Source organism: Catellatospora sp. NPDC049133, assembly GCF_040648455.1.
In the GTDB taxonomy this organism is placed as follows: domain Bacteria; phylum Actinomycetota; class Actinomycetes; order Mycobacteriales; family Micromonosporaceae; genus Catellatospora; species Catellatospora aurea.
The window spans coordinates 8473-27469 of record NZ_JBEZDT010000054.1; the positions used below are offsets into that span (position 1 = coordinate 8473).

Below are 18997 nucleotides of genomic sequence, written 5' to 3' on the forward strand. Positions count from 1 at the left end.
TCGAGTCGGCGGGCGCGGACGACACCGGCGTCAAGCCCGGCGACACCGTGGTCGCCCCGTTCGTGTGGTCCGACGGGACCTGCCCCGCGCCGCGGCGAACCAGGTTCAGGGGCCCGGTCGGCGACGGAAGGGGGCCAGGGTGGCGCGGATGAGGTCGCCGGCGCCCCAATCGTCGTCGAACTGGGCCAGCACGGCGAGGTGCTGCCGGAGCTGGATGATCGGCATACGGCTGCGCCAGTCGCTGTCCAAGGAGGTCAGCTCCGCGTAGGTCGCGAAGAAGCGGGAGGCTTCGGGCGGCGGCGACGTCGTCCACACGTGGGCCAGGTCGACCTCGGCCCACATGTAGGACACCGCCGGATCGATCAGCGCCGGCCGGCCGTCCGCGGTGGCCATGATGTTCTGCGCCCACAGGTCGCCGTGCGTCAGGCAGGCCGGGCGGTCCGGCAGCAGCTCGGGCAGCCGGTGGCACAGCCGTTCCAGCGCCGAGCGGTCCGCCCGGTCGAGCGCGGCCTCGACCCGGGGCTGGTCGAGCCAGCGGAGCAGCCGGTGCTGTGCGAAGAAGGCGAAGCCGTCGTCGTGCCAGGTGTTGACCTGGCGGCGTCGGCCCAGCCAGTTGTCGCGGTGCCAGCCGAAACGCGGGTGGACGGTGCTCGTGTGCAGGCGGGCGAGCAGGTGTGCGAGCTGCTCCCAGAAGGTCTCGCTGTGCGGTCTGGGCGCAAGCACCGACAGCACCAGCAGGTCCCGGTTCGCCAGCAGCACGTCGGGGGTCGGCGCGCCGCCGATCTCACGCAGGGCGGCCAGCCCATCGGCCTCTGCGAGGAAGACGTCGTCGGACGGCGGCTCGGCGAGGGCCTTGACGAACACCGGCGGCGCGTCGCGGCGGGCGGCTATCCCGGCGAGCGCCGCGAGCCCGCCCGTGGTCGGCTCGACGGTGACGACGTCGTTCAAGCCGCTACGGAGCAGGGCCTCCAGTAGCAGTGCCGACCCGGTCGGAGCTTTCATCCTGGTCAGAGGTGATGTCATCGGGCTCAGAGCCAGCCGCGGCGGACCGCTTCCATGCCGGCCTGGAACCGGGTCTCGGCGCCGACCAATTCCATGATCCGGTGCACGTGCCGGTGCACCGTGCGCACACTCCAGCCCAGGGTGCGCGCGATCGCCTCGTCGGTGGCGCCGCCGGCCAGCAGCCCGAGCAGTTCGGCGCTGCGGTCCGACAACCCGTCCGGCAGCTCCTCGCCGGGCCGGTTGACCGCGACCGAGCGCTCCCACAACGTCTCGAACAGCGCGATGAACGCGTCCAGCAGCGTCGACGGATACACCAGGTAAGCCGCCTCGGTCATCCTCCCGCCGGTCATCACCGGGATGACCGCGAACCGGTCGTCGCAGATGAGCATCTTCATCGGCACCTCGGTGGCGACCCTGGCCCGCTCGCCGTGCTGGATGCCCCGCCAGACCTCCGCCATCCGGCCCGGGATCGTCAGCGCCGAGCGGTCGTAGATGACCCGGTAGCTCAGGCCGCGGTCGGCGAGCTGATGGGTCTCCTCGGCATTGCCGCTCACCGGATTGTCGAGGTACGGCGGCCGGTCCATCCCTCTGATCTGCACCCGGGCCTCCCGCTGCAGGCGCACCAGGGTGGCCCTCAGGTTCGCGGCGCCCTCGACCACCTCGACGAGTTCACCGGGATGCCGTTCGGTCGCGTCCCGCCGGCGGAACTGCTCGGCCAACTGGTCGGCGTGCGTGCGCAGCCGCGACAGGTGGCGCTCCTGCTCGGCGATCAGGGACGCGGCGGCCTGGTCGGGCGGCGTCGCGGCGTACCGCGCGGGCCGGCCGGGCAGCCGGTCGGCGAGGCCGTGTTCGACCAGGCGGCCCAGCGAACGGGTCAGCTGCGCCCGGGAGAGCGTCACGTCGCCGAGCAGTTCGCTCAGGGTCGCCTGGCGGCGCAGGGTGAGCGCCTCGTAGACGTGCTCCTCGGGCCCGGACACACCCACCACATGCCACATTCCGTGCCTCCTCCGGCCCCGGTGAAATGCCTGCGCGGCACGACGAACCAAGATCCGCCATGACTGTTTCCGGCGCGTGAACCAGCCGGAGACCACCGTCCGGAACCCGCCAGCTGTCCTGAACATGAACGCCGCGACACATTGTCCACGCCCGCCGGCCCATGCCAAGATCGCCGTCATCTCGCGCCGACGCCGTGGCCGAAAGGCACGTGCGGCTGACGGCGGGCCCGTGGCGGCCGCGACAACCATGCGCCGCTCCCGTTCGGACGGTTAGGAGTTCCACATGGTCGTGCCCTCGACAGGGGCCCGCGGGCGTCACCCAGGTGCGCGGATCGCGCTCGTCGTGCTGTCGTTGCTCGCCACCGGCGCGCTCGCGGGCGTCCCGGCCCAGGCCGCCGTACCGGCGGAGCAGGCCGCGCCGAACCGGGTGGCGCCGCAGTACCGCCCAGCGGGCTGCAACACGGCCGAGGCGACGACGTCCACCGCGGACGGTCCGCTGGCCCGCTGCTACGCGCTCGGCCTGCCTACCGCCGGCGACGGGCGGCAGCAGAAGGCCTCCGGGCCGCCGGCCGGCGCGCTGGGCCCGGCCGACATCCGGTCCGCGTACCGGCTGCCCGACGGCGGCGAAGGCCAGACGGTCGCGATCGTCGGCGCGTTCGGCTATGACGCCGCCGAAGCCGACCTGGCGGTGTTCCGCGCCCACTACGGACTGCCGCCCTGCACCACCGCCAACGGCTGCTTCCGCAAGGTCGACCAGTCCGGCGGCACGAACTACCCCCTGGAGGAGCCGGGCTGGTCGATCGAGGCCGCGCTGGACCTCGACGCCGTCTCCGCGGCCTGCCCGAAGTGCCGGATCCTGCTGGTCCAGGCCGACAACAACGCCATGGGCAACCTGGGCCGCGCCGTCGACACCGCGGCCCGGCTCGGCGCGGTCGCCATCTCCAACTCGTACGGCGTCCCCGGTGAAGCCCACTACCAGCACCTCTACCACGCCCACTACGACCACCCCGGCATCGCCATCACGGTCGCCAGCGGCGACATCGGCAACCTGCAGAGTTTCCCGGCCACCCACCCGGACGTCACCGCGGTCGGCGGCACCCTGCTGACCCGCGACTCCTCCCCGCGCGGCTGGTCCGAGACCGCCTGGGAGCACGCGGGCAGCGGCTGCTCCAGCTACGAGGCCCGCCCCGACTACCAGGCCGGCATCGACACCCGGTGCGGCGACAAGCGCGCCACCGCCGACGTCTCCGCCACCGCGGCGCCGGAATCCGGCCTGGCCGTCTACAACACCCTCGGCCAGGACGGCTGGGCGCAGTGGGGCGGCACCTCGCTGGCCGCGCCGCTGCTCGCCGGGATGTACGCCCTGGCCGGCGACCCGCTGCCGGGCACCTACCCGGTCACCTACCCGTACCGCAAGGACCGGGCTGCGGGCCTGACCGACGTCACCACCGGCGTCAACGGCTACTGCGGCAACCTGCTCTGCGCCGCCGGAGCGGGGTGGGACGGCCCGACCGGCCTGGGCACCCCGGCCGGGGTCTCGGCGCTGACCCTCGGCGCGAGCGGGCAGCTGACCGGCACCGTCACCGCCGGGCGGAACACCCACGGCAAGAAGCACGGCGCGCTCTCGGGCGTGACCGTCACCGCCACCGACAGCACCGGGGCGACCTTCCACGCCACGACCGACGCCCAGGGCCGCTACCGCCTGCCCGTGCCGGTCGGCGGCTACGACGTCACGGCCGCCGCCGCCGGCTACCGCTCCGCGCCGGTGGCCAAGGCGATGGTCGGCAGTGGAGCCCGGGTCGTGCGCGATCTGACCCTGACCGCGATCCCGACCCGGACGCTGACCGGCACCGTCACCGACGGCTCCGGCCACGGCTGGCCGCTCTACGCGAAGATCACCGTCGACGGCCGCGCCGAGACGGTCCGCACCGACCCGTACACCGGCCGCTACCAGGTCGATCTGCCGGTCGGCGGCACCTACACCGTGCGCGCGACCCCGGTCGACCTGCCCGGCTACGTTCCCGGCACGGCCACCGCCACGATCGACGCCGCGAAACCCGGCGAGACCGGCACGGTTCGGCGCGACCTCGTGCTCACCGCCGACGACACCACCTGCAACGCCACCGGATACGCCTGGCGCCACCAGGGCGTCGCCACCGATTTCACCGGCTGGTCCGGGCAGCCGAAGGACGGCTGGCAGGTCACCGACGAGACCGGCTCCGGGCAGACGTGGCGGTTCGACGACCCCGCGTTCAAGGGCAACCTGACCGGCGGCGACGGCGGGTTCGCCACCGTCGACACCTGGTCCCAGTCCGGTGACATCAACTCGGCCCTGGTCAGCCCGCCGGCCGACCTGACCGGGGTGTCCGCCCCGGTGATCGGGTTCGACAGCGACTACTCGGCCACCAACTTCGGTGTCCAGTCCGCCGACCTCGAACTCAGCCTGGACGGCGGCGCGGGCTGGAGCGTCGTGCGCCACTTCTCCGACGTCAGCGTCTCCGGACACGTCGAGATCGCGATCCCGCAGGCCGCGGGACGGTCCGGGGTCCTGGTCCGGTTCCGCTACCAGGGGAGCCTCGCCAACTGGTGGCAGGTGGACAACGTCTTCGTCGGCACGCGCGCGTGCGCGGCCGTGCCCGGCGGGTTCATCGCCGGACAGGTCCGCGACGCCAACACCGGCCGCGTGCTCAGCGGCGCGAAGGTGTCGGCGGGCACCGGACCGGCGGCGACCACCGACGGCGCCGGGTTCTACCAGGTCTTCGTCGCCGGCGGGGGAGCGGTTCCGGTGACCGCGACCGGCCTGCGCTACGGCGACGCCACGGCGACGGTGCGCGCCGTCGGGGACCGCGTCGTGCGCCGCGACTGGAGCCTGCGGGCCGGGCAGCTGGCCGTGAGCCGGTCCAGCCTGCCGGTGTCCGTGCGGCCCGGCCGCACCGTCACCAGCGAGGTCCGGCTCACCAACACCGGTGACCGGCCGCTGCGGGTCGGGCTCGTCGAGCAGGATCGCGGCTACACCCCGCAGGCCGGCGGACACCGCGCCGCCGGGCCCGAGACGCCGCTGGTCAAGGTCCCCGTGTCGGACGGAACCAGGTCCCGCGACTTCGTGCGCAGTGCGGCGACGTCGCGGCCCGGGCAGTCGGCCGCGGACGGCACCGCCTGGGTGGAGCTGCCCGAGCTGCCGGAACCGCTGGTCGAGAACACGGTCGCCGACAACGATGGCACCGTCTACTCGGTCGGCGGCAACACGTACGGCCGCATGATGGCCGAAGGGTTCGTCTACGATCCGCAGGCGCGCGTCTGGAAGCCGATCGCCGCTCTGCCGCAGCCGCTGATGGGAGCGGGCGGCGCTTTCGTCGACGGCAAGCTGTACGTCGTCGGCGGCTGGGACCTGACCGGCGAACCCCTCGCCACCACCTATGCCTACGATCCGATGACCGACCGCTGGTCCCGCCGGGCCGATCTGCCCGCCGCGGTGGCCGACGCGGCCACCACCACGGTCGACGGCAAGCTGTACGCGGTCGCCGGATGCCCGACCTACACGTGCGACACCCCGTCGCACCGGACCTACCGCTACGACCCGGACACGAACCGGTGGACCCGGCTGGCCGACTACCCGCTCGGCGTGGCAGACCACGCCTGCGGCGCGGCCGGCAACGGGCTGATCTGCGTGGGCGGACAGTTCCCGTACCTGAAGGACTCCACCGGCGACGCCTTCCGCTACTTCGCCGAGTCCGACACCTGGGTGCCGACCACCGGGCTGAACCCGCTGTACGGCATGGCCTACGCCACCGTCGGCGGCCGGCTGCGCGTCATCGGCGGCGTCACCGCGAGCAGCATCACCAACCAGGTGATGGAGTTCGACCCGGCGACGGCGGTGTGGTCGAAGCTGCCCAACGCCAACCGGGCCGTGCTCGGCGGCGGGGCGGCGTGCGGCACCTACCAGGTCGGCGGCCAGATCAGCCGGGACGCCCTGACCGGGGCCGCGCAGCAACTGCCCGGCGCGGAGTCCTGCGTCCGCGGCGCCGACGTGTCGTGGCTGTCGGCCAGGCGCACCGAGATCACCATCCCGGCGGGCCGCACCGTCACGGTGACCGTCACGGCGTCGGCCCCGGCGGTGGCCGGGCACGGCGTGTACACGGCGCAGCTGGCGTTCGAGACGGACACCCCGTACCGGACCGAACCGCTCGCGGTGGTGATGACACTCCGCTGACCGGCGATCAGCGGAGCCCGCCCGGTGGACCTGTCCACCGGGCGGGCTCGCGCGGGTACTCAGCCGCGGGTCCACCGCTGGTTGGCGGCGGCGGTGCAGGACCAGAGGATCACCGGGGTGCCGTTGGCGGTGCCGTTGCCGGAGACGTCCAGGCAGAGTCCGGAAGCGACGTTGCTGACGGTGCCGTTGCTGTTGAGATTCCACCGCTGGTTGGTGCCGCCGTGGCAGTCCCACAGCTGGACCTTCGTGCCCGGCGCCGCTCCCGTGGGCGCGTCCAGGCACTTGCCCAGCGACTGGAGGGCCTGCCCGCTGACGGTCCACTGCTGGTTCGACCCGCCGCCGCAGCTCCAGATGATCGGCTGGACGCCGTTGGCGGTGTTGCTGCCGGGCACGTCGAGGCAGCGCCCGGAGGCCGCGCTGACCAGCGTGGACGATGCTGGGGTGGTGCTGGAGCCGATGCTGCCCGGCACCGAGCGCAGGGCGGCGTACCAGGTGGCGGCCATCTTGTCGTAGCCGGCCGCGGTCGGGTGGATGCCGTCGATGAGGTCGGCGGTGGTGAGCGCGCTGTGCATGTCGACGAGGTGGACGCGCCGGCCCGCGTTGACCTTGCTCTGCACGATGCCGGGGATGGCCGAATTGAAGGTGCGCGCCGCGTTCTCCTGACCGGAGTTGCTCAGCGGGATGATGGTCGCGACGAACACGTCCGCCGAGGGCACCGCGGCGGTGATGCGGTCGAGCAGGCCGGACAGCCGGCCCGGGGCGCCGGACAGGTTGTAGTTCTGCAGCACGTCGTTGGTGCCGATGTGCAGCAGCACCGTGCGCGGGGTCGTGTTCTGGAGCCAGCCGGTGATGTTGGCGTCGATCTGGTCGATCCGCCAGCCGGGGTGGCCCTGATGGTCATGGTCGCCGAGGGAGGAAGGGCCGTTGAACTGCGTGCCGACCAGGTCGACGCGGTATCCGCCGGCGGCCGTCCGCTGCCAGAGCCCGATCCGGTAACCGCCGGGCACCTGGGTACCCTCGGTTATCGAGTCGCCCAGCGGCATGACCCGCACCCCGCCGTTGGACTCGGCGTGGGCCACGCCGTTCTGCATCACCGCGACGGTCAGCGCCAGCGTGGCCGCCGCAGTGGCGAGCAGGCGCGCGTACTTGGCCATGGTCGATCCCTTCACTCAGGTCGTCTCGGCATGCGGCCACTGACCAGGGCAGCGGTGACCGCTCACATCGAAACGGTTTCGGCTGGGAGGCAGTCGTTACCTGTCGTCTTCGGCCTAATAACATGGATGACATGTGATGTGTTCGGTCCAATGTGACCGATAACATTCGAGGCGTCAAGGGTGCGAGTTTTCCCGGACCACGGGATCGACGGCAGTCGTTGACATGTGACGTGTTACGTCGCTACGGTGGCGCTGTCCCACGGGGACAGTCGGCCTGGGGCAGCGAGCCGACCGCCGCTCAGCCCACCGCGTGGTGCGGCGACGCCTGGACCGGCAGCCGCGCCGCGGACCACATCGCCCAGGTCCGGCTCCATCCCGCCAGATCAACCGCCCGCCCGCCCGGGTGCGGCGGTCGGGCTGTGCTGTCCCGTGCCCCAGCCGCAGGCGGCCGTCGCCAGTGCAGTCCCCGCTCCCAAGCAAAGGAGACAGCACCGTGGAATCCATCCAGCACCGACCCGCACGGCAACGGTGGCTCGCCGCGCTCGGCGCGGCCGCCGTCGTCGTCGCGGGGGCCCTGACGGCCACCGCACTGACCGGCCCGGCGGCGTACGCCGCCACGACCGCCGGCTGCGGCAAGAGCCCGACCCTGCGCACCGGCACGTACACGATCCAGAGCAGCGGCCAGAACCGCAGCTTCAACCTGCGCGTCCCCGACGGCTACAGCAACACCCGCCCCTACCGGCTCATCTTCGCCTATCACTGGCGCGGCGGCACCATGAACGACGTCTCCTCGGGCGGCAGCAGCGGGAGCACGTGGTCCTTCTACGGCATGCAGCAGCAGTCCGACAACAGCGCGATCCTGGTCGCCCCGCAGGGACTCGGCAACGGCTGGGCCAACTCCGGCGGCGCGGACGTCACCTTCACCGACGACATGATCCGCATGATCGAGAACGACCTGTGCGTCGACACCACGCAGCGGTTCGCCATGGGCTTCAGCTACGGCGGCGGCATGAGCTACGCCATCGCCTGCGCGCGGGCGACCGTGTTCCGCGCCGTGGTGGTGTACGCGGGCGCGCAGCTGTCCGGCTGCAGCGGCGGCAGCCAGCCGATCGCCTACTTCGGCATCCACGGCATCTCCGACAACGTGCTCAACATCTCGCAGGGCCGCTCGCTGCGCGACACCTTCCTGCGCAACAACGGCTGCGCCCAGCAGAACGCCTCGGAACCGGCCGCGGGCAGCGGCAGGCACATCACGACCACCTACTCCTGCCGCGCGGGCTACCCCGTGCAGTGGGCCGCCTTCGACGGCGGCCACGGGCCCGCGCCGGTCGAGGGCTGCTCCGGCTGCGAGGACGGGGCCCGGACCTGGACCAAGGCCGAGGCCTGGCGGTTCATCGCCCAGTTCGGCTCCGGCACGCCGCCGAGCTCCCCGCCGCCGAGCAGCCCGGCCCCCGGCCAGTCGAACGTGCTGCTGGTGGGCCAGCAGTCGGGCCGCTGCGTCGACGTGCCCAACTCGTCCACGGCCAACGGCACCCAGCTCCAGCTGTGGGACTGCCACGGCGGGACCAACCAGCGCTGGACCTACACGTCGAACCGGCAGCTCACGGTGTACGGCAACAAGTGCCTGGACGCCAACGGCGGTGGAACCGCCAACGGCACCGCCGTGATCATCTGGGACTGCAACGGCCAGGCCAACCAGCAGTGGAACCTCAACGCCAACGGCACCCTGACCGGTGTCCAGTCGGGGCTGTGCGTCGACGTGTCGGGCGCCGCTACCGCCAACGGCTCCAGGATCCAGCTGTGGAGCTGCCACGGCGGCGCCAACCAGCAGTGGAGCACCCGGAACTGACCGGGAACGCCGGGCCGGTCGCATCGTGCCGGCCCGGCGGCCACGACAGGCGCGGGAGCCGTCGTCGCCCGGCCCGCGCCCACTCGATGAAAAGCGTGGTCCGCACACGGAACCTGGCCGAAATGGAATAGACACAAGCCGTTGACGTGTGACGTCATACGTCGCTACTGTTGCGGTGCTCCAAGGAGGACAAGCGGCCTTTCGGGCAGCGGCTCGCACCATTCACGGCGGCTGCGCGGCAGGGAAGGCCGCGCTCGCTCCGGCGGCCGGGCCTGCGGCTGCCGGACCACCGCGGCGGGACACCACAGCAGGAGGCCGGCACCACCGCTTCGACGGCGCGAGAGTGCTGGCCCGGCAGGCGGTGGTGCCGCGGAAACGGCAGACCATCGCACTCCGGACGCAGCGGCGGACACCGCCGAGCTGCGGCAGTCGAAAGGAAGAGACGTGAAGTCAGCGCTATCGACCGTGGGAAGATCGCTGGTGGCGGTCGCGGTCCTCGTGTCCGCCTCGGTGGCGGCCACCGTCGCCGCCCAGGCGCCGGCCGCGGCCGCGACCCAGGCGACGTACTACGTCGCCCCCAACGGCAACGACGGCAACCCGGGCACCATCGGCTCGCCGCTCAAGACCGTGCAGCGCGCCCGGGACCTCGTCCGCACCATCAACACGAACATGACCGGCGACATCTACGTGTACCTCCGCGGCGGCACGTACCCGGTGACCAGCACCATCGAGTTGGGCGCGAGCGACTCGGGCACCAACGGCTACCGCGTCTTCTACTCCGCCTACAACAACGAGACGCCGATCCTCGACGGCGGCGTGCAGGTGACGGGGTGGACCCAGCACAGCGGGAACATCTGGAAGGCCCCCCTCAGCCGCTCCAACAAGCTGCGCGCGCTGTATGTCAACGACAAGCGCGCGTACATGGCGTCCAAGACCATCTCGTCGGCGGGCTGCTACGGGACGTACAACATCACGGCCGGTCAGGCGGCGTGGGCGTGGGAGTCGGGTTCGCAGTGTGACGGGGCCCGGTACAGCGCGTCGGACTTTCCCGCCATCAGCGCCAACCACGACGACATCGAGATCGAGACCGGCACCACCTGGACCACGGCCATCGTCGGTGTGCGCCAGGTGACCAGCGACGGCTCCGGGCGCATCGCGCTGTTCCAACAGCCGGGCGCGGCCATCGCCCAGGGCGCGTTCAACGGCAACGCCCAGGTCGGCGGCACCCACAAGGTCATGAACGCCTACGAGTTCCTGGACACCCCGGGCGAGTTCTACTTCAACAAGTCCACCCAGACCCTGTACTACTACAAGGCGAGCTCGGAGAACATGGCGACCGCCGCGGTCTTCGCGCCCAACAATGTGACCACGCTGCTGCGCATCGCCGGCACCTCCACGAGCAGCCACGCCCGCAACATCACGCTGTCCGGGCTCACCGCGCAGCATTCGGACTGGAACCTGTTCACCGTGGCCGGCTCGCCCTACAAGCAGGCGCAGCAGGGCAACCTCGGCGCGACCGCGTACGCGAAGCAGAACTTCCACGTCTACTACTACCGCAACGTCGACGTCACCCCGACCATGATCGACATCCAGAACGCCGACGGCATCCTGCTGCAGCGCAACCGGATCCAGCACGCCGGGGCCGACGGTGTCGGCATGGTCAACGACGTGCAGAACTCGCAGCTGATCGGCAACTTCACCAACGACATCGCCGGGTCGGCGATCAGCGTGGGCCACCCCCAGCACGTGTACATCGGCGACCACACGTCGAGCAACCGCGAGAAGTACCCGGTCGCGGTCGAGGGCCTGCCGAAGACCATCGACATCAAGAACAACTACCTGTACGACAGCGCCGTGCTGTTCAACGGGCACAGCCCCATCACGGCCTACTTCGTCGACACCCTGACCGTGCAGCGCAACCGCATCGAGAAGGCGCCGTGGTCGGGCATCACGATGGGCTGGGGCTGGTGGAACTTCGACGGCTCGGCCGGCTCGATCGCGCCCAACCGGCCGACGACGACCGCGAAGAACAACACCATCAGCTACAACCACTTCATCGACACGGTGCAGCGCCTCAGCGACACCGCGCCCATCTACACCCTGGGCAGCCAGCCCGGCACCACCATCACCAACAACTACCTGCAGGGCGTTCCGTCCGGGCACAAGTACGGCCTGCACCCTGACGAGGGCTCGGCGTACATGACGTTCCGCGACAACGTGCTCAGCGTCGACAAGAACGTCACCTGGCTCGTCAACTCCGACGACTGGGGCCGCAAGCACGACCTGAGCATCACGCAGACATACGGCCCCATCAACAAGGTGTCGAACAAGGTCCTGCCCAACAGCACGGTCCACGACATCCTCGTCTCGTCCGACTACGTCTGGCCCGCGGCGGCGTACGGCATCGCCGTGAACTCCGGGCTGGAGGACGCCTACCGGGGCATCATTCCGCAGGCCAACCTCGTGCTGCCCGACTACGTGCTGCCGGCGAGCACCTACGTGGGCAGCAGCGGCACGTCGATCCCGATCCGCGGCACCGGCGACTCGACCAAGTCCGTGTGGCTCGCGCCGTACGGCACGACCAGCTTCACCGCCGGGGCGACGATGACCCGCGCCGACGGCACCGCCACCTCGATCGCCGTTCCCAGCGCGGCGGGCGAGTACCGGCTGTACGTGGTGGACGCGCAGGGCGTGCGCTCGGTGGAGTCGAAGTCGATCGTCCGGCGGGACGGCAGCGGCGGCGGTGGTCAGCAGAACGTCCAGCTCGTGGGCGGGCAGTCCGGCCGCTGCGTCGACGCGCCCAACAGTGCCACCGCCAACGGCACCCAGCTGCAGCTGTGGGACTGCCACGGCGGCGCCAACCAGCGGTGGACCTACACCAGCGGCAAGCAGCTGACCCTGTACGGCAACAAGTGCCTGGACGCGTCCGGGGCCGGCACGACCAACGGCACCGCGGTGGTGATCTGGGACTGTCACGGCGGCACCAACCAGCAGTGGAACGTCAACTCCAACGGCACCATCTCCAGCGTGCAGTCCGGGCTCTGCGTGGACGCCACCGGCGCGGGGACCGCCAACGGCACGAAGATCGTCCTGTGGTCCTGCAACAGCGGCGCGAACCAGCAATGGAGCCTGCGCAGCTGACGACTCGTCGACCCGGCCTCGCGATCGGTGAGGCCGGGTCGACGACCCGCGTCAATGCGGACGGACCTTCCGCGGACGGTGCATCAGGCAGCCGAGCAGGTCAGCGTCGGCGTCGACGGAGTGCCGCCGGCGAGGAAGCCGAACGTTGTCGACCCGCCGGCCGACAGCGACCCGTTGTAGGAGACGTTGCGCACCGTCACGGACTGGCCGCTGGTGGACAGCGTGCCGCTCCACAGCTGGGTGATGGACTGGCCGCTGCTGAGCGTCCAGCCGACCGACCACCCCGTGAGCGGGGCGCTGCCGGCGGTGACCGTCACCTCGCCCTGGAAGCCGCCGGGCCAGGGGTTGACGGTCCGGTAGCTCGCGCTGCACGCGCCGCCGGGGGCGGGCGAGGACGGTGCCGGGCTGCTGGGCGCGGGGCTGCTCGGGCCGGGGCTCGGGGAGGCGGAAGCGCTCGGCGACGGGCTGGCCGACGGGGAGGCGCTGGGGGAGGGCGTGCCGGCGAACTGGGCGAGGAACGTGTTGACCGCCGCCGAGGTCCAGGTGCGGGTGCCGCTGGTGGCCGTCGACCCGTCCACCGGGTGCGGGGCGTGGTCGCCGTCGAAGGCGGCCCACTGGACCGGATAACCGGACCGGCACCCCGAGTAGAGCGTGGTGATGTGCGTCAGGCTGCCCTGCGCCGGTTCGCGCGGGCTCTGCGCGGTGCAACCGTTGTTGCGGACGAAGGTGTCGCGGATCGAGCGTCCGCTGGAGATGTTGAGCACGCTGTCGTGGGTGCCGTGGATGCCGAAGTAGGCGACCGGCTGGGTGCCCCCGCCGCAGCCGCTGAGGTTGGCGCCGGAGTAGACCACGACCGCCCGGAACACCGAAGGCCGGGCGCATGCCAGCGCGTAGCTCATCGCGCCGCCGTAGCTCCAGCCCATGGCGTAGACCTGGGCCGTGTCCACGCACAGGTCGCCCTGCACCAGGCTGACCAGGTCGTCGATCAGGGTGACGTCCCGGCCGTTGGTGTTGGCCCAGCCGTTGCTGATGCCCTGCGGCGCGACGAAGATCGTGCCGTCGTTGGACAGCTGCTTCTGCCCGTAGAACGCCCAGGCCGCCCCGTCCGATCCGCCGGTGGCGACGTCATTGGCGGTGCCGTTGAGCCAGTGCAGGCCGAAGATCAGCCGGTACGGTCGGGTGTTGTTGTAGGTGCTCGGAATGCTCAGGATGTACGTGCGGTTCTGGCCGCCGCTCTGGATCGAGCGAGTCCCGCTGGTCAGCGTCGGGGTTCTGCCGCAGCCGGCGGTCGGCCCGGCCTCGGCCAGGCGCGGCACCAGCAGGACGGCGCCGGTCAGCGCCAGGGTCAGCAGGCTGCTCAGCACCCACCGGTGTCGGCTTGAGCTGTTCGTTCGTGTCATGGCACTTCCTCGATGACAACAGTTGCGGGTCGGCTTGCCCTGGCCTGCCCCTGCCGGTGTGCCGGACTTCGTTCACTACGTGGTCGGGCTCCTTCGACGACGTGTGTCATGAAGGATGCCGGTCGGACAGGAAAGTGTCAATCGAACGGCTCGAATGGTTCCCGGCTGCTCCGGCGTCGCGTGGCCGCTGACGGGTCGCACCTACGATGGGCGGGACCCCGTGCCGCGGGGCGTGGCCGTCCCAGCCGGAGTCGTGGTGAAACTGTTCGAGATCGAAGAGATCTACCCCGATGTGGACGGCGGCTCGCGACTGCCCCGACGCCAGGCGGGCAACTCGCCGCAGGGCCTGGCCACGACACTGGTCGCCGACTACACGCTGCCCACGCGGGCCTGGCTGCCGTCGGCCGCGGTCACCACCCTGCTCGGCGAGTTCGGGATCACCAGCGGCGCGGCCCGGACCGCGATCAGTCGGCTGGCCCGCCGGGGCGTGCTGGAGAGCAGCCGGGACGGCCGGCGCAGCTTCTACCGGCTGACCAGCGACGCCGCCGACGAGCTGTCGGCCGGGGGAGCCTGGATCGCCCGGTTCGCCGAGCAGGCCCGCACCTGGGACGGCACCTGGACGCTGGTGGCCTTCTCGCTGCCGCAGGAGCACGGCACGCAGCGGCGATCATTGCGCGGCCAGCTGCGCTGGCTGGGGTTCGCGCCGCTGTACGACGGCCTGTGGGTCTCGCCGGATCCGTGGAATCCCACCGTCGCCGGGCGGCTGGCCGAGGTCACGCCCGGCGCGATGACGGTGTTCCGGGCGGCGCACGTCGACCTGGCCGCCAGCGCGGACCGCAACCCGATCGAGGCGTGGGACATCGCGGCGATCACCGAGCACTACGCGGCCTTCGACCGGCAGTGGCGACCGCTGTTGCGGCGCGTCCGCGCCGGACGGATCGCGGGGGCCGCGGCGGTCCGGGCCCGCACCGAGATCATGGACGCCTACCGGCACATCCCGCTGCTCGACCCGCAGCTGCCGCTGGAACTACTGCCCGCGGGATGGCCCCGCACGCAGGCCCGCGAGGTGTTCGTCGAGATCTACGACGGGCTGGCCGAGCAGGCTCAGCGGCACGTGCTGGACGTGGTCGGCCGGTCCTCCGGTGAGCCCGCCGCCGGCATCCGAGCTCACACCGTCGCGGTGATGGCCGCCGCCTGAGCTGTTCCGAAGGTCGTCCGGAAGTTTCGGAACCGTCGCCGTGATCCACTGTGCTTCGAACTTTCGCACCGCGCGGACGGTGCTCCTAAGGCATCAGTGATGATCACGCGCTGGGCTATCTGGACTGCTGAAATAGCTCTCGTGAGTGGATGTCGACCTAGCATCGGGCAAGGCTCAGCCGACATTGGTCATTGGTCATCTTCCGGAAGTTATCGAAAAGTTTCCGTTGCGGCGGGCATTCAAGCGTGGCAACATGCCCCGGTATCGATGCCCGATTCCCCGGCGCCGCAACCGATCGCCCGAGACGACGTGTGCGCCGACCACGAAAGGAGACCATGGTGACTGCGCTTCCCACCGCGCATCATGGCAGGAACCCACAGCGGCGATCGCCCATCCGCGCCGCCGCGCTGACCGCGGCCGCCGGTGCCCTCGCCCTGCTCACCGTCGTGCTCGTCATCCCGAACGCGAGCGCCGCGGCCAGCACCCTCGGCGCCGCCGCGGCGCAGTCGGGCCGGTACTTCGGCACCGCCATCGCCGCCAGCAGGCTCGGCGACTCGACGTACACCACGATCGCCGGGCGCGAGTTCAACATGATCACCGCCGAGAACGAGATGAAGCCCGACGCCACCCAGCCCAACCGCGGGCAGTTCAACTTCAGCTCCGGCGACCAGATCTACAACTGGGCGACCCAGCGCGGCCTCAAGGTCCGCGGCCACACCCTGGCCTGGCACGCCCAGCAGCCCGGCTGGATGCAGAGCCTGTCCGGCAGCAACCTGCGCCAGGCGATGATCGACCACATCAACGGCGTCATGGCCCACTACAAGGGCAAACTCGCCGCCTGGGACGTCGTCAACGAGGCGTTCAACGAGGACGGCAGCCGCCGCTCGTCCAACCTGCAGGGCACCGGCAACGACTGGATCGAGGTCGCCTTCCGCACCGCCCGCAACGCCGACCCGTCGACCAAACTCTGCTACAACGACTACAACATCGAGAACTGGAGCTACGGCAAGACCCAGGGTGTGTACAACATGATCCGGGACTTCAAGTCCCGCGGCGTGCCCATCGACTGCGTCGGCCTGCAGACCCACTTCACCGGCGGCAGCTCGCTGCCCGGAAACTTCCAGACCACCCTGTCCAGCTTCGCCGCCCTCGGCGTGGACGTGGCCCTCACCGAGGTCGACGTCACCAACGCCTCCACCTCGCAGTACGGCGGCCTGACCCAGGCGTGCATGAACGTGCCGCGCTGCATCGGCATCACCGTGTGGGGCGTGCGCGACAGCGACTCGTGGCGCTCCAACGAGAGCCCGCTGCTGTTCAACAGCGGTGGCGGTACGAAGCCGGCGTACACCTCGGTGCTCAACGCCCTCAACGCCGCCACGCCGCAGCCGTCGCAGTCGACGCCCGCCTCGCCGCCGCCGTCCTCGCCTGCCCCGAGCGCCTCCCCGACGCCTCCGACGGGCGGCGGTGTCGGCCGGATCGTGGGCGCGCAGTCGGGCCGGTGCGTCGACGTGCCCAACGCGTCGCAGACCAACGGCACCCGGGTGCAGCTGTACGACTGCCACAACCAGTCCAACCAGCAGTGGACCTACACCTCCGGCAAGCAGCTGACCGTGTACGGCAACAGGTGCCTGGACGCGGCCGGTTCCGGCAACGGTGCGGAGATCCAGATCTACAGCTGCAACGGTCAGGCCAACCAGCAGTGGAACCTCAACTCCAACGGCACCATCACGGGTGTCCAGTCGGGTCGGTGCCTGGACGTCTGGAGCACCGCCAACGGCGCCCGGATCCAGCTCTACGACTGCAACGGCCAGGCCAACCAGCGGTTCAGCCTCGTTTCCCAGTGAACCGGCGCCACGATCGCGTGGCCAGGGCGGCCGTGTGGTGACCGCCGGCGGCCGGGGGCGCATGTCGCCCCCGGCCGCCACCGCAGCATATGACGTATGACGAAAAGAAGATCAACGCACCATAAGTGACAGATGTTCCCCGAGGCCTCATCGGTGAGATCACGTGCCAGTCCGCGATCGTACCTGACAGGATGCTGTCTCCAGGCGAGCACGTCGACATCAATGCATTGACATATGACGTATGATGGACATACGGCGGGGCCCAAACCGCCAGCGGACCGCGGTGCTGGAGCCAGGCCGCCGCGGTCCGCGCCCCTCGCACCCAAGAGCCCGCCGAGCGGATCGGGGACATCCGCCCGGCGGGCTCTTCTCATGTCGACCTTTGCCCGCGGTCTAGCGGCGGGTCCAGCGCTGGTTGGCCGCGCCGGTGCAGGTCCACAGGATCACCAGGGTGCCGTTGGCGGTGGCGGCGCCGTTGACGTCGACGCACAGGCCCGACTGCCGGCTGCTGATCGTGCCGTCGGAGTTGAGGTTCCACTGCTGGTTGGCGCCGCCGTTGCAGTCCCAGAGCTGTACCTTGGCCCCTGCCGTGGCGTTGAGCGGTGCGTCGAGGCACTTGCCCAGGGCCTGCAACGCGGCCCCGTTGACCGCCCACTGCTGGTTGCTCTGGCCGTTGCAGTCCCAGATCACCGGCTGCGTGCCGTTGGCGGTGTTGCTCTGCGGGACGTCCAGGCAGCGCCCGGAGGCCGCGCTCACGAAGGTGGTCGTCGACGGCGGGGGAGTGGTGCCGCCGCCGCTGACGCGGTAGACCACCGTGCCGTGCGCCGGGACGCTGGCGGAGATGGTGCCGCTGGTGGAGCCGGTGGCGTTGGTCCACGCGTCCAGCAGGGTGAACGACGTGCCGGACTTGCCGACGGCCGCGGCCGTGGTGGAGACCGTCGTGGTCGAGGACCCCTGGTTGAACAGGGCGACCGCGACGTCGCCGTTGGCCAGCCGCTTGGCGAGCACGCGGCGGGTGCCGTCGTGGGAGACCTGGGTCGCCTGCAGGCCCAGGGAGTCCTGGTTGATGGCGATCAGGTTCGCGTTCTTGAGGATGGTCTGCGTCCCGCCGGACATCGAGCGCAGGTCGTTGCCGGCGATCAGCGGCGAGGCCATGACCGCCCAGAGCGCGAAGTGGCTGCGCATCTCGGTGTCGGTCATGCCGCCCCGGCCGACCTCCATCATGTCGGGGTCGTTGAACCCACCCGGCCGGGCGTAGGAGGCCAGCGGGACGGTGACGTTGACGATGTTCTGGATGCCCATCGGGTAGCCGTTGCTCTGTCCCGTGTCCCAGGCGTTGGTGATGTCCTCGGTGGTCCGCCACATGTTGGCCACGTCGCCCCAGTTGCGCAGCGGGCCTGTCTTGGCGTGGATGCTGTTGGGGTTGATGCTGTAGACGATGGGGCGGCCGGTGGCGGCGAGCGCGTCGCGCATCTTGGCGAACGTGGCGACCTGCTGGTCGATGGTGCCGGTGGGCGAGCACCAGTCGTACTTGAGGAAGTCCACCCCCCAGGCGGCGAACTGCCGGGCGTCCTGCGCCTCGTGCCCCTGGCTGCCGGTGGCGCCCGGGTACGAGCCGAAGTACTGGGCGCAGGTCTTGTCCAGGGGCACCTGGTAGATGCCGAACTTGAGACCGCGGCTGTGCAGGTAGTCGCCGAGCGCCTTCATGCCGCTGGGGAACCTGGTCGGGTCGCCTTGCAGGTTGCCCGACGAGTCGCGGTTGGGGTTGAACCAGCAGTCGTCGACCACGACGTACTGGTAGCCCAGGTCGCGCATGCCGCTGCTGACCATCGCGTCGGCGTGCTGGCGGATCAGGGTCTCGTTGATGTTGCAGCCGAACGTGTTCCAGGAGTTCCAGCCCATCGGTGGCGTGCGGGCGACACCGTTGTCGAGTGCGTGCGCGGCGGGGGCCTGCAGGCCGAGCGCGGCCGCGGTCAGCAGCAGTGCTGCCGCCAGCGCGGTGGCCAGGCTTCGCCTGCGGTGGGGACGGTTCATCGTGCTCCTCTGGTCGGGACGGGCGGGTGGGGAGCGGACGATGCGCGGTCCGCCGGTCGCGGGCGCGGTCGGCGGAACCGTCGGATCGGCCTGATCTTCGGCAGCGCGAACCCCTCACGGCGCGGGACGCGGTGAGTCGCAGTGTGCGGAGTGCTCTGTCCGGAAGGGAT

The 18997-nt window shown here is 70.9% G+C and carries 10 protein-coding genes; 5 read left to right on the top strand and 5 right to left on the bottom strand.

Annotated features, from left to right (window positions below; all coding sequences use genetic code 11):
* Window positions 1–105: 105 nt before the first annotated feature.
* Window positions 106–948 carry a fructosamine kinase family protein gene (locus tag AB0B35_RS38780; protein ID WP_361055919.1) on the bottom strand — a complete coding sequence of 281 codons (843 nt, stop codon included), beginning with the start codon at window positions 946–948 and terminating at the stop codon, window positions 106–108.
* 80 nt (window positions 949–1028) lie between these two features.
* Window positions 1029–1997, bottom strand: coding sequence for a helix-turn-helix domain-containing protein (locus AB0B35_RS38785; protein ID WP_361055922.1), 969 nt, complete (start codon window positions 1995–1997; stop codon window positions 1029–1031).
* A 283-nt stretch (window positions 1998–2280) separates the two neighbouring features.
* Here AB0B35_RS38785 and AB0B35_RS38790 point away from each other — a divergent pair, with 283 nt between their 5' ends.
* Window positions 2281–6207 carry a carboxypeptidase regulatory-like domain-containing protein gene (locus AB0B35_RS38790; RefSeq protein WP_361055925.1) on the top strand — a complete coding sequence of 1309 codons (3927 nt, stop codon included), beginning with the start codon at window positions 2281–2283 and terminating at the stop codon, window positions 6205–6207.
* 59 nt (window positions 6208–6266) lie between these two features.
* Here AB0B35_RS38790 and AB0B35_RS38795 read toward each other — a convergent pair whose 3' ends face one another.
* The gene (locus AB0B35_RS38795; RefSeq protein ID WP_361055927.1) at window positions 6267–7361 is read right to left on the bottom strand and encodes an RICIN domain-containing protein; all 1095 of its coding nucleotides are present in this window, start codon (window positions 7359–7361) and stop codon (window positions 6267–6269) included.
* A gap of 493 nt (window positions 7362–7854) precedes the next feature.
* Here AB0B35_RS38795 and AB0B35_RS38800 point away from each other — a divergent pair, with 493 nt between their 5' ends.
* Together AB0B35_RS38800 and AB0B35_RS38805 are read left to right on the top strand one after the other, a co-directional pair.
* Complete coding sequence (locus AB0B35_RS38800) at window positions 7855–9210, top strand: ricin-type beta-trefoil lectin domain protein (protein WP_361055930.1); 1356 nt, start codon at window positions 7855–7857, stop codon at window positions 9208–9210.
* Window positions 9211–9654: 444 nt separating this feature from the next.
* On the top strand, window positions 9655–12351 hold the full coding sequence (locus AB0B35_RS38805; protein ID WP_361055933.1) for a ricin-type beta-trefoil lectin domain protein: 2697 nt from the start codon (window positions 9655–9657) through the stop codon (window positions 12349–12351).
* An 83-nt stretch (window positions 12352–12434) separates the two neighbouring features.
* Here the strand turns inward: AB0B35_RS38805 and AB0B35_RS38810 are convergent, their stop codons facing one another.
* Window positions 12435–13751: a cellulose binding domain-containing protein gene (locus AB0B35_RS38810; RefSeq protein WP_361055936.1), complete on the bottom strand. Its 1317-nt coding sequence runs from the start codon at window positions 13749–13751 to the stop codon at window positions 12435–12437.
* Between the two features lie 256 nt (window positions 13752–14007).
* Here AB0B35_RS38810 and AB0B35_RS38815 point away from each other — a divergent pair, with 256 nt between their 5' ends.
* On the top strand, window positions 14008–14949 hold the full coding sequence (locus AB0B35_RS38815; protein ID WP_361055939.1) for a PaaX family transcriptional regulator C-terminal domain-containing protein: 942 nt from the start codon (window positions 14008–14010) through the stop codon (window positions 14947–14949).
* Between the two features lie 338 nt (window positions 14950–15287).
* On the top strand, window positions 15288–16793 hold the full coding sequence (locus AB0B35_RS38820) for an endo-1,4-beta-xylanase (protein WP_361055942.1): 1506 nt from the start codon (window positions 15288–15290) through the stop codon (window positions 16791–16793).
* A 393-nt stretch (window positions 16794–17186) separates the two neighbouring features.
* On the opposite strand, the gene AB0B35_RS38825 is transcribed toward AB0B35_RS38820, so the two are convergent.
* Window positions 17187–18827, bottom strand: coding sequence for a ricin-type beta-trefoil lectin domain protein (locus tag AB0B35_RS38825; RefSeq protein WP_361055945.1), 1641 nt, complete (start codon window positions 18825–18827; stop codon window positions 17187–17189).
* Window positions 18828–18997: the final 170 nt, after the last annotated feature.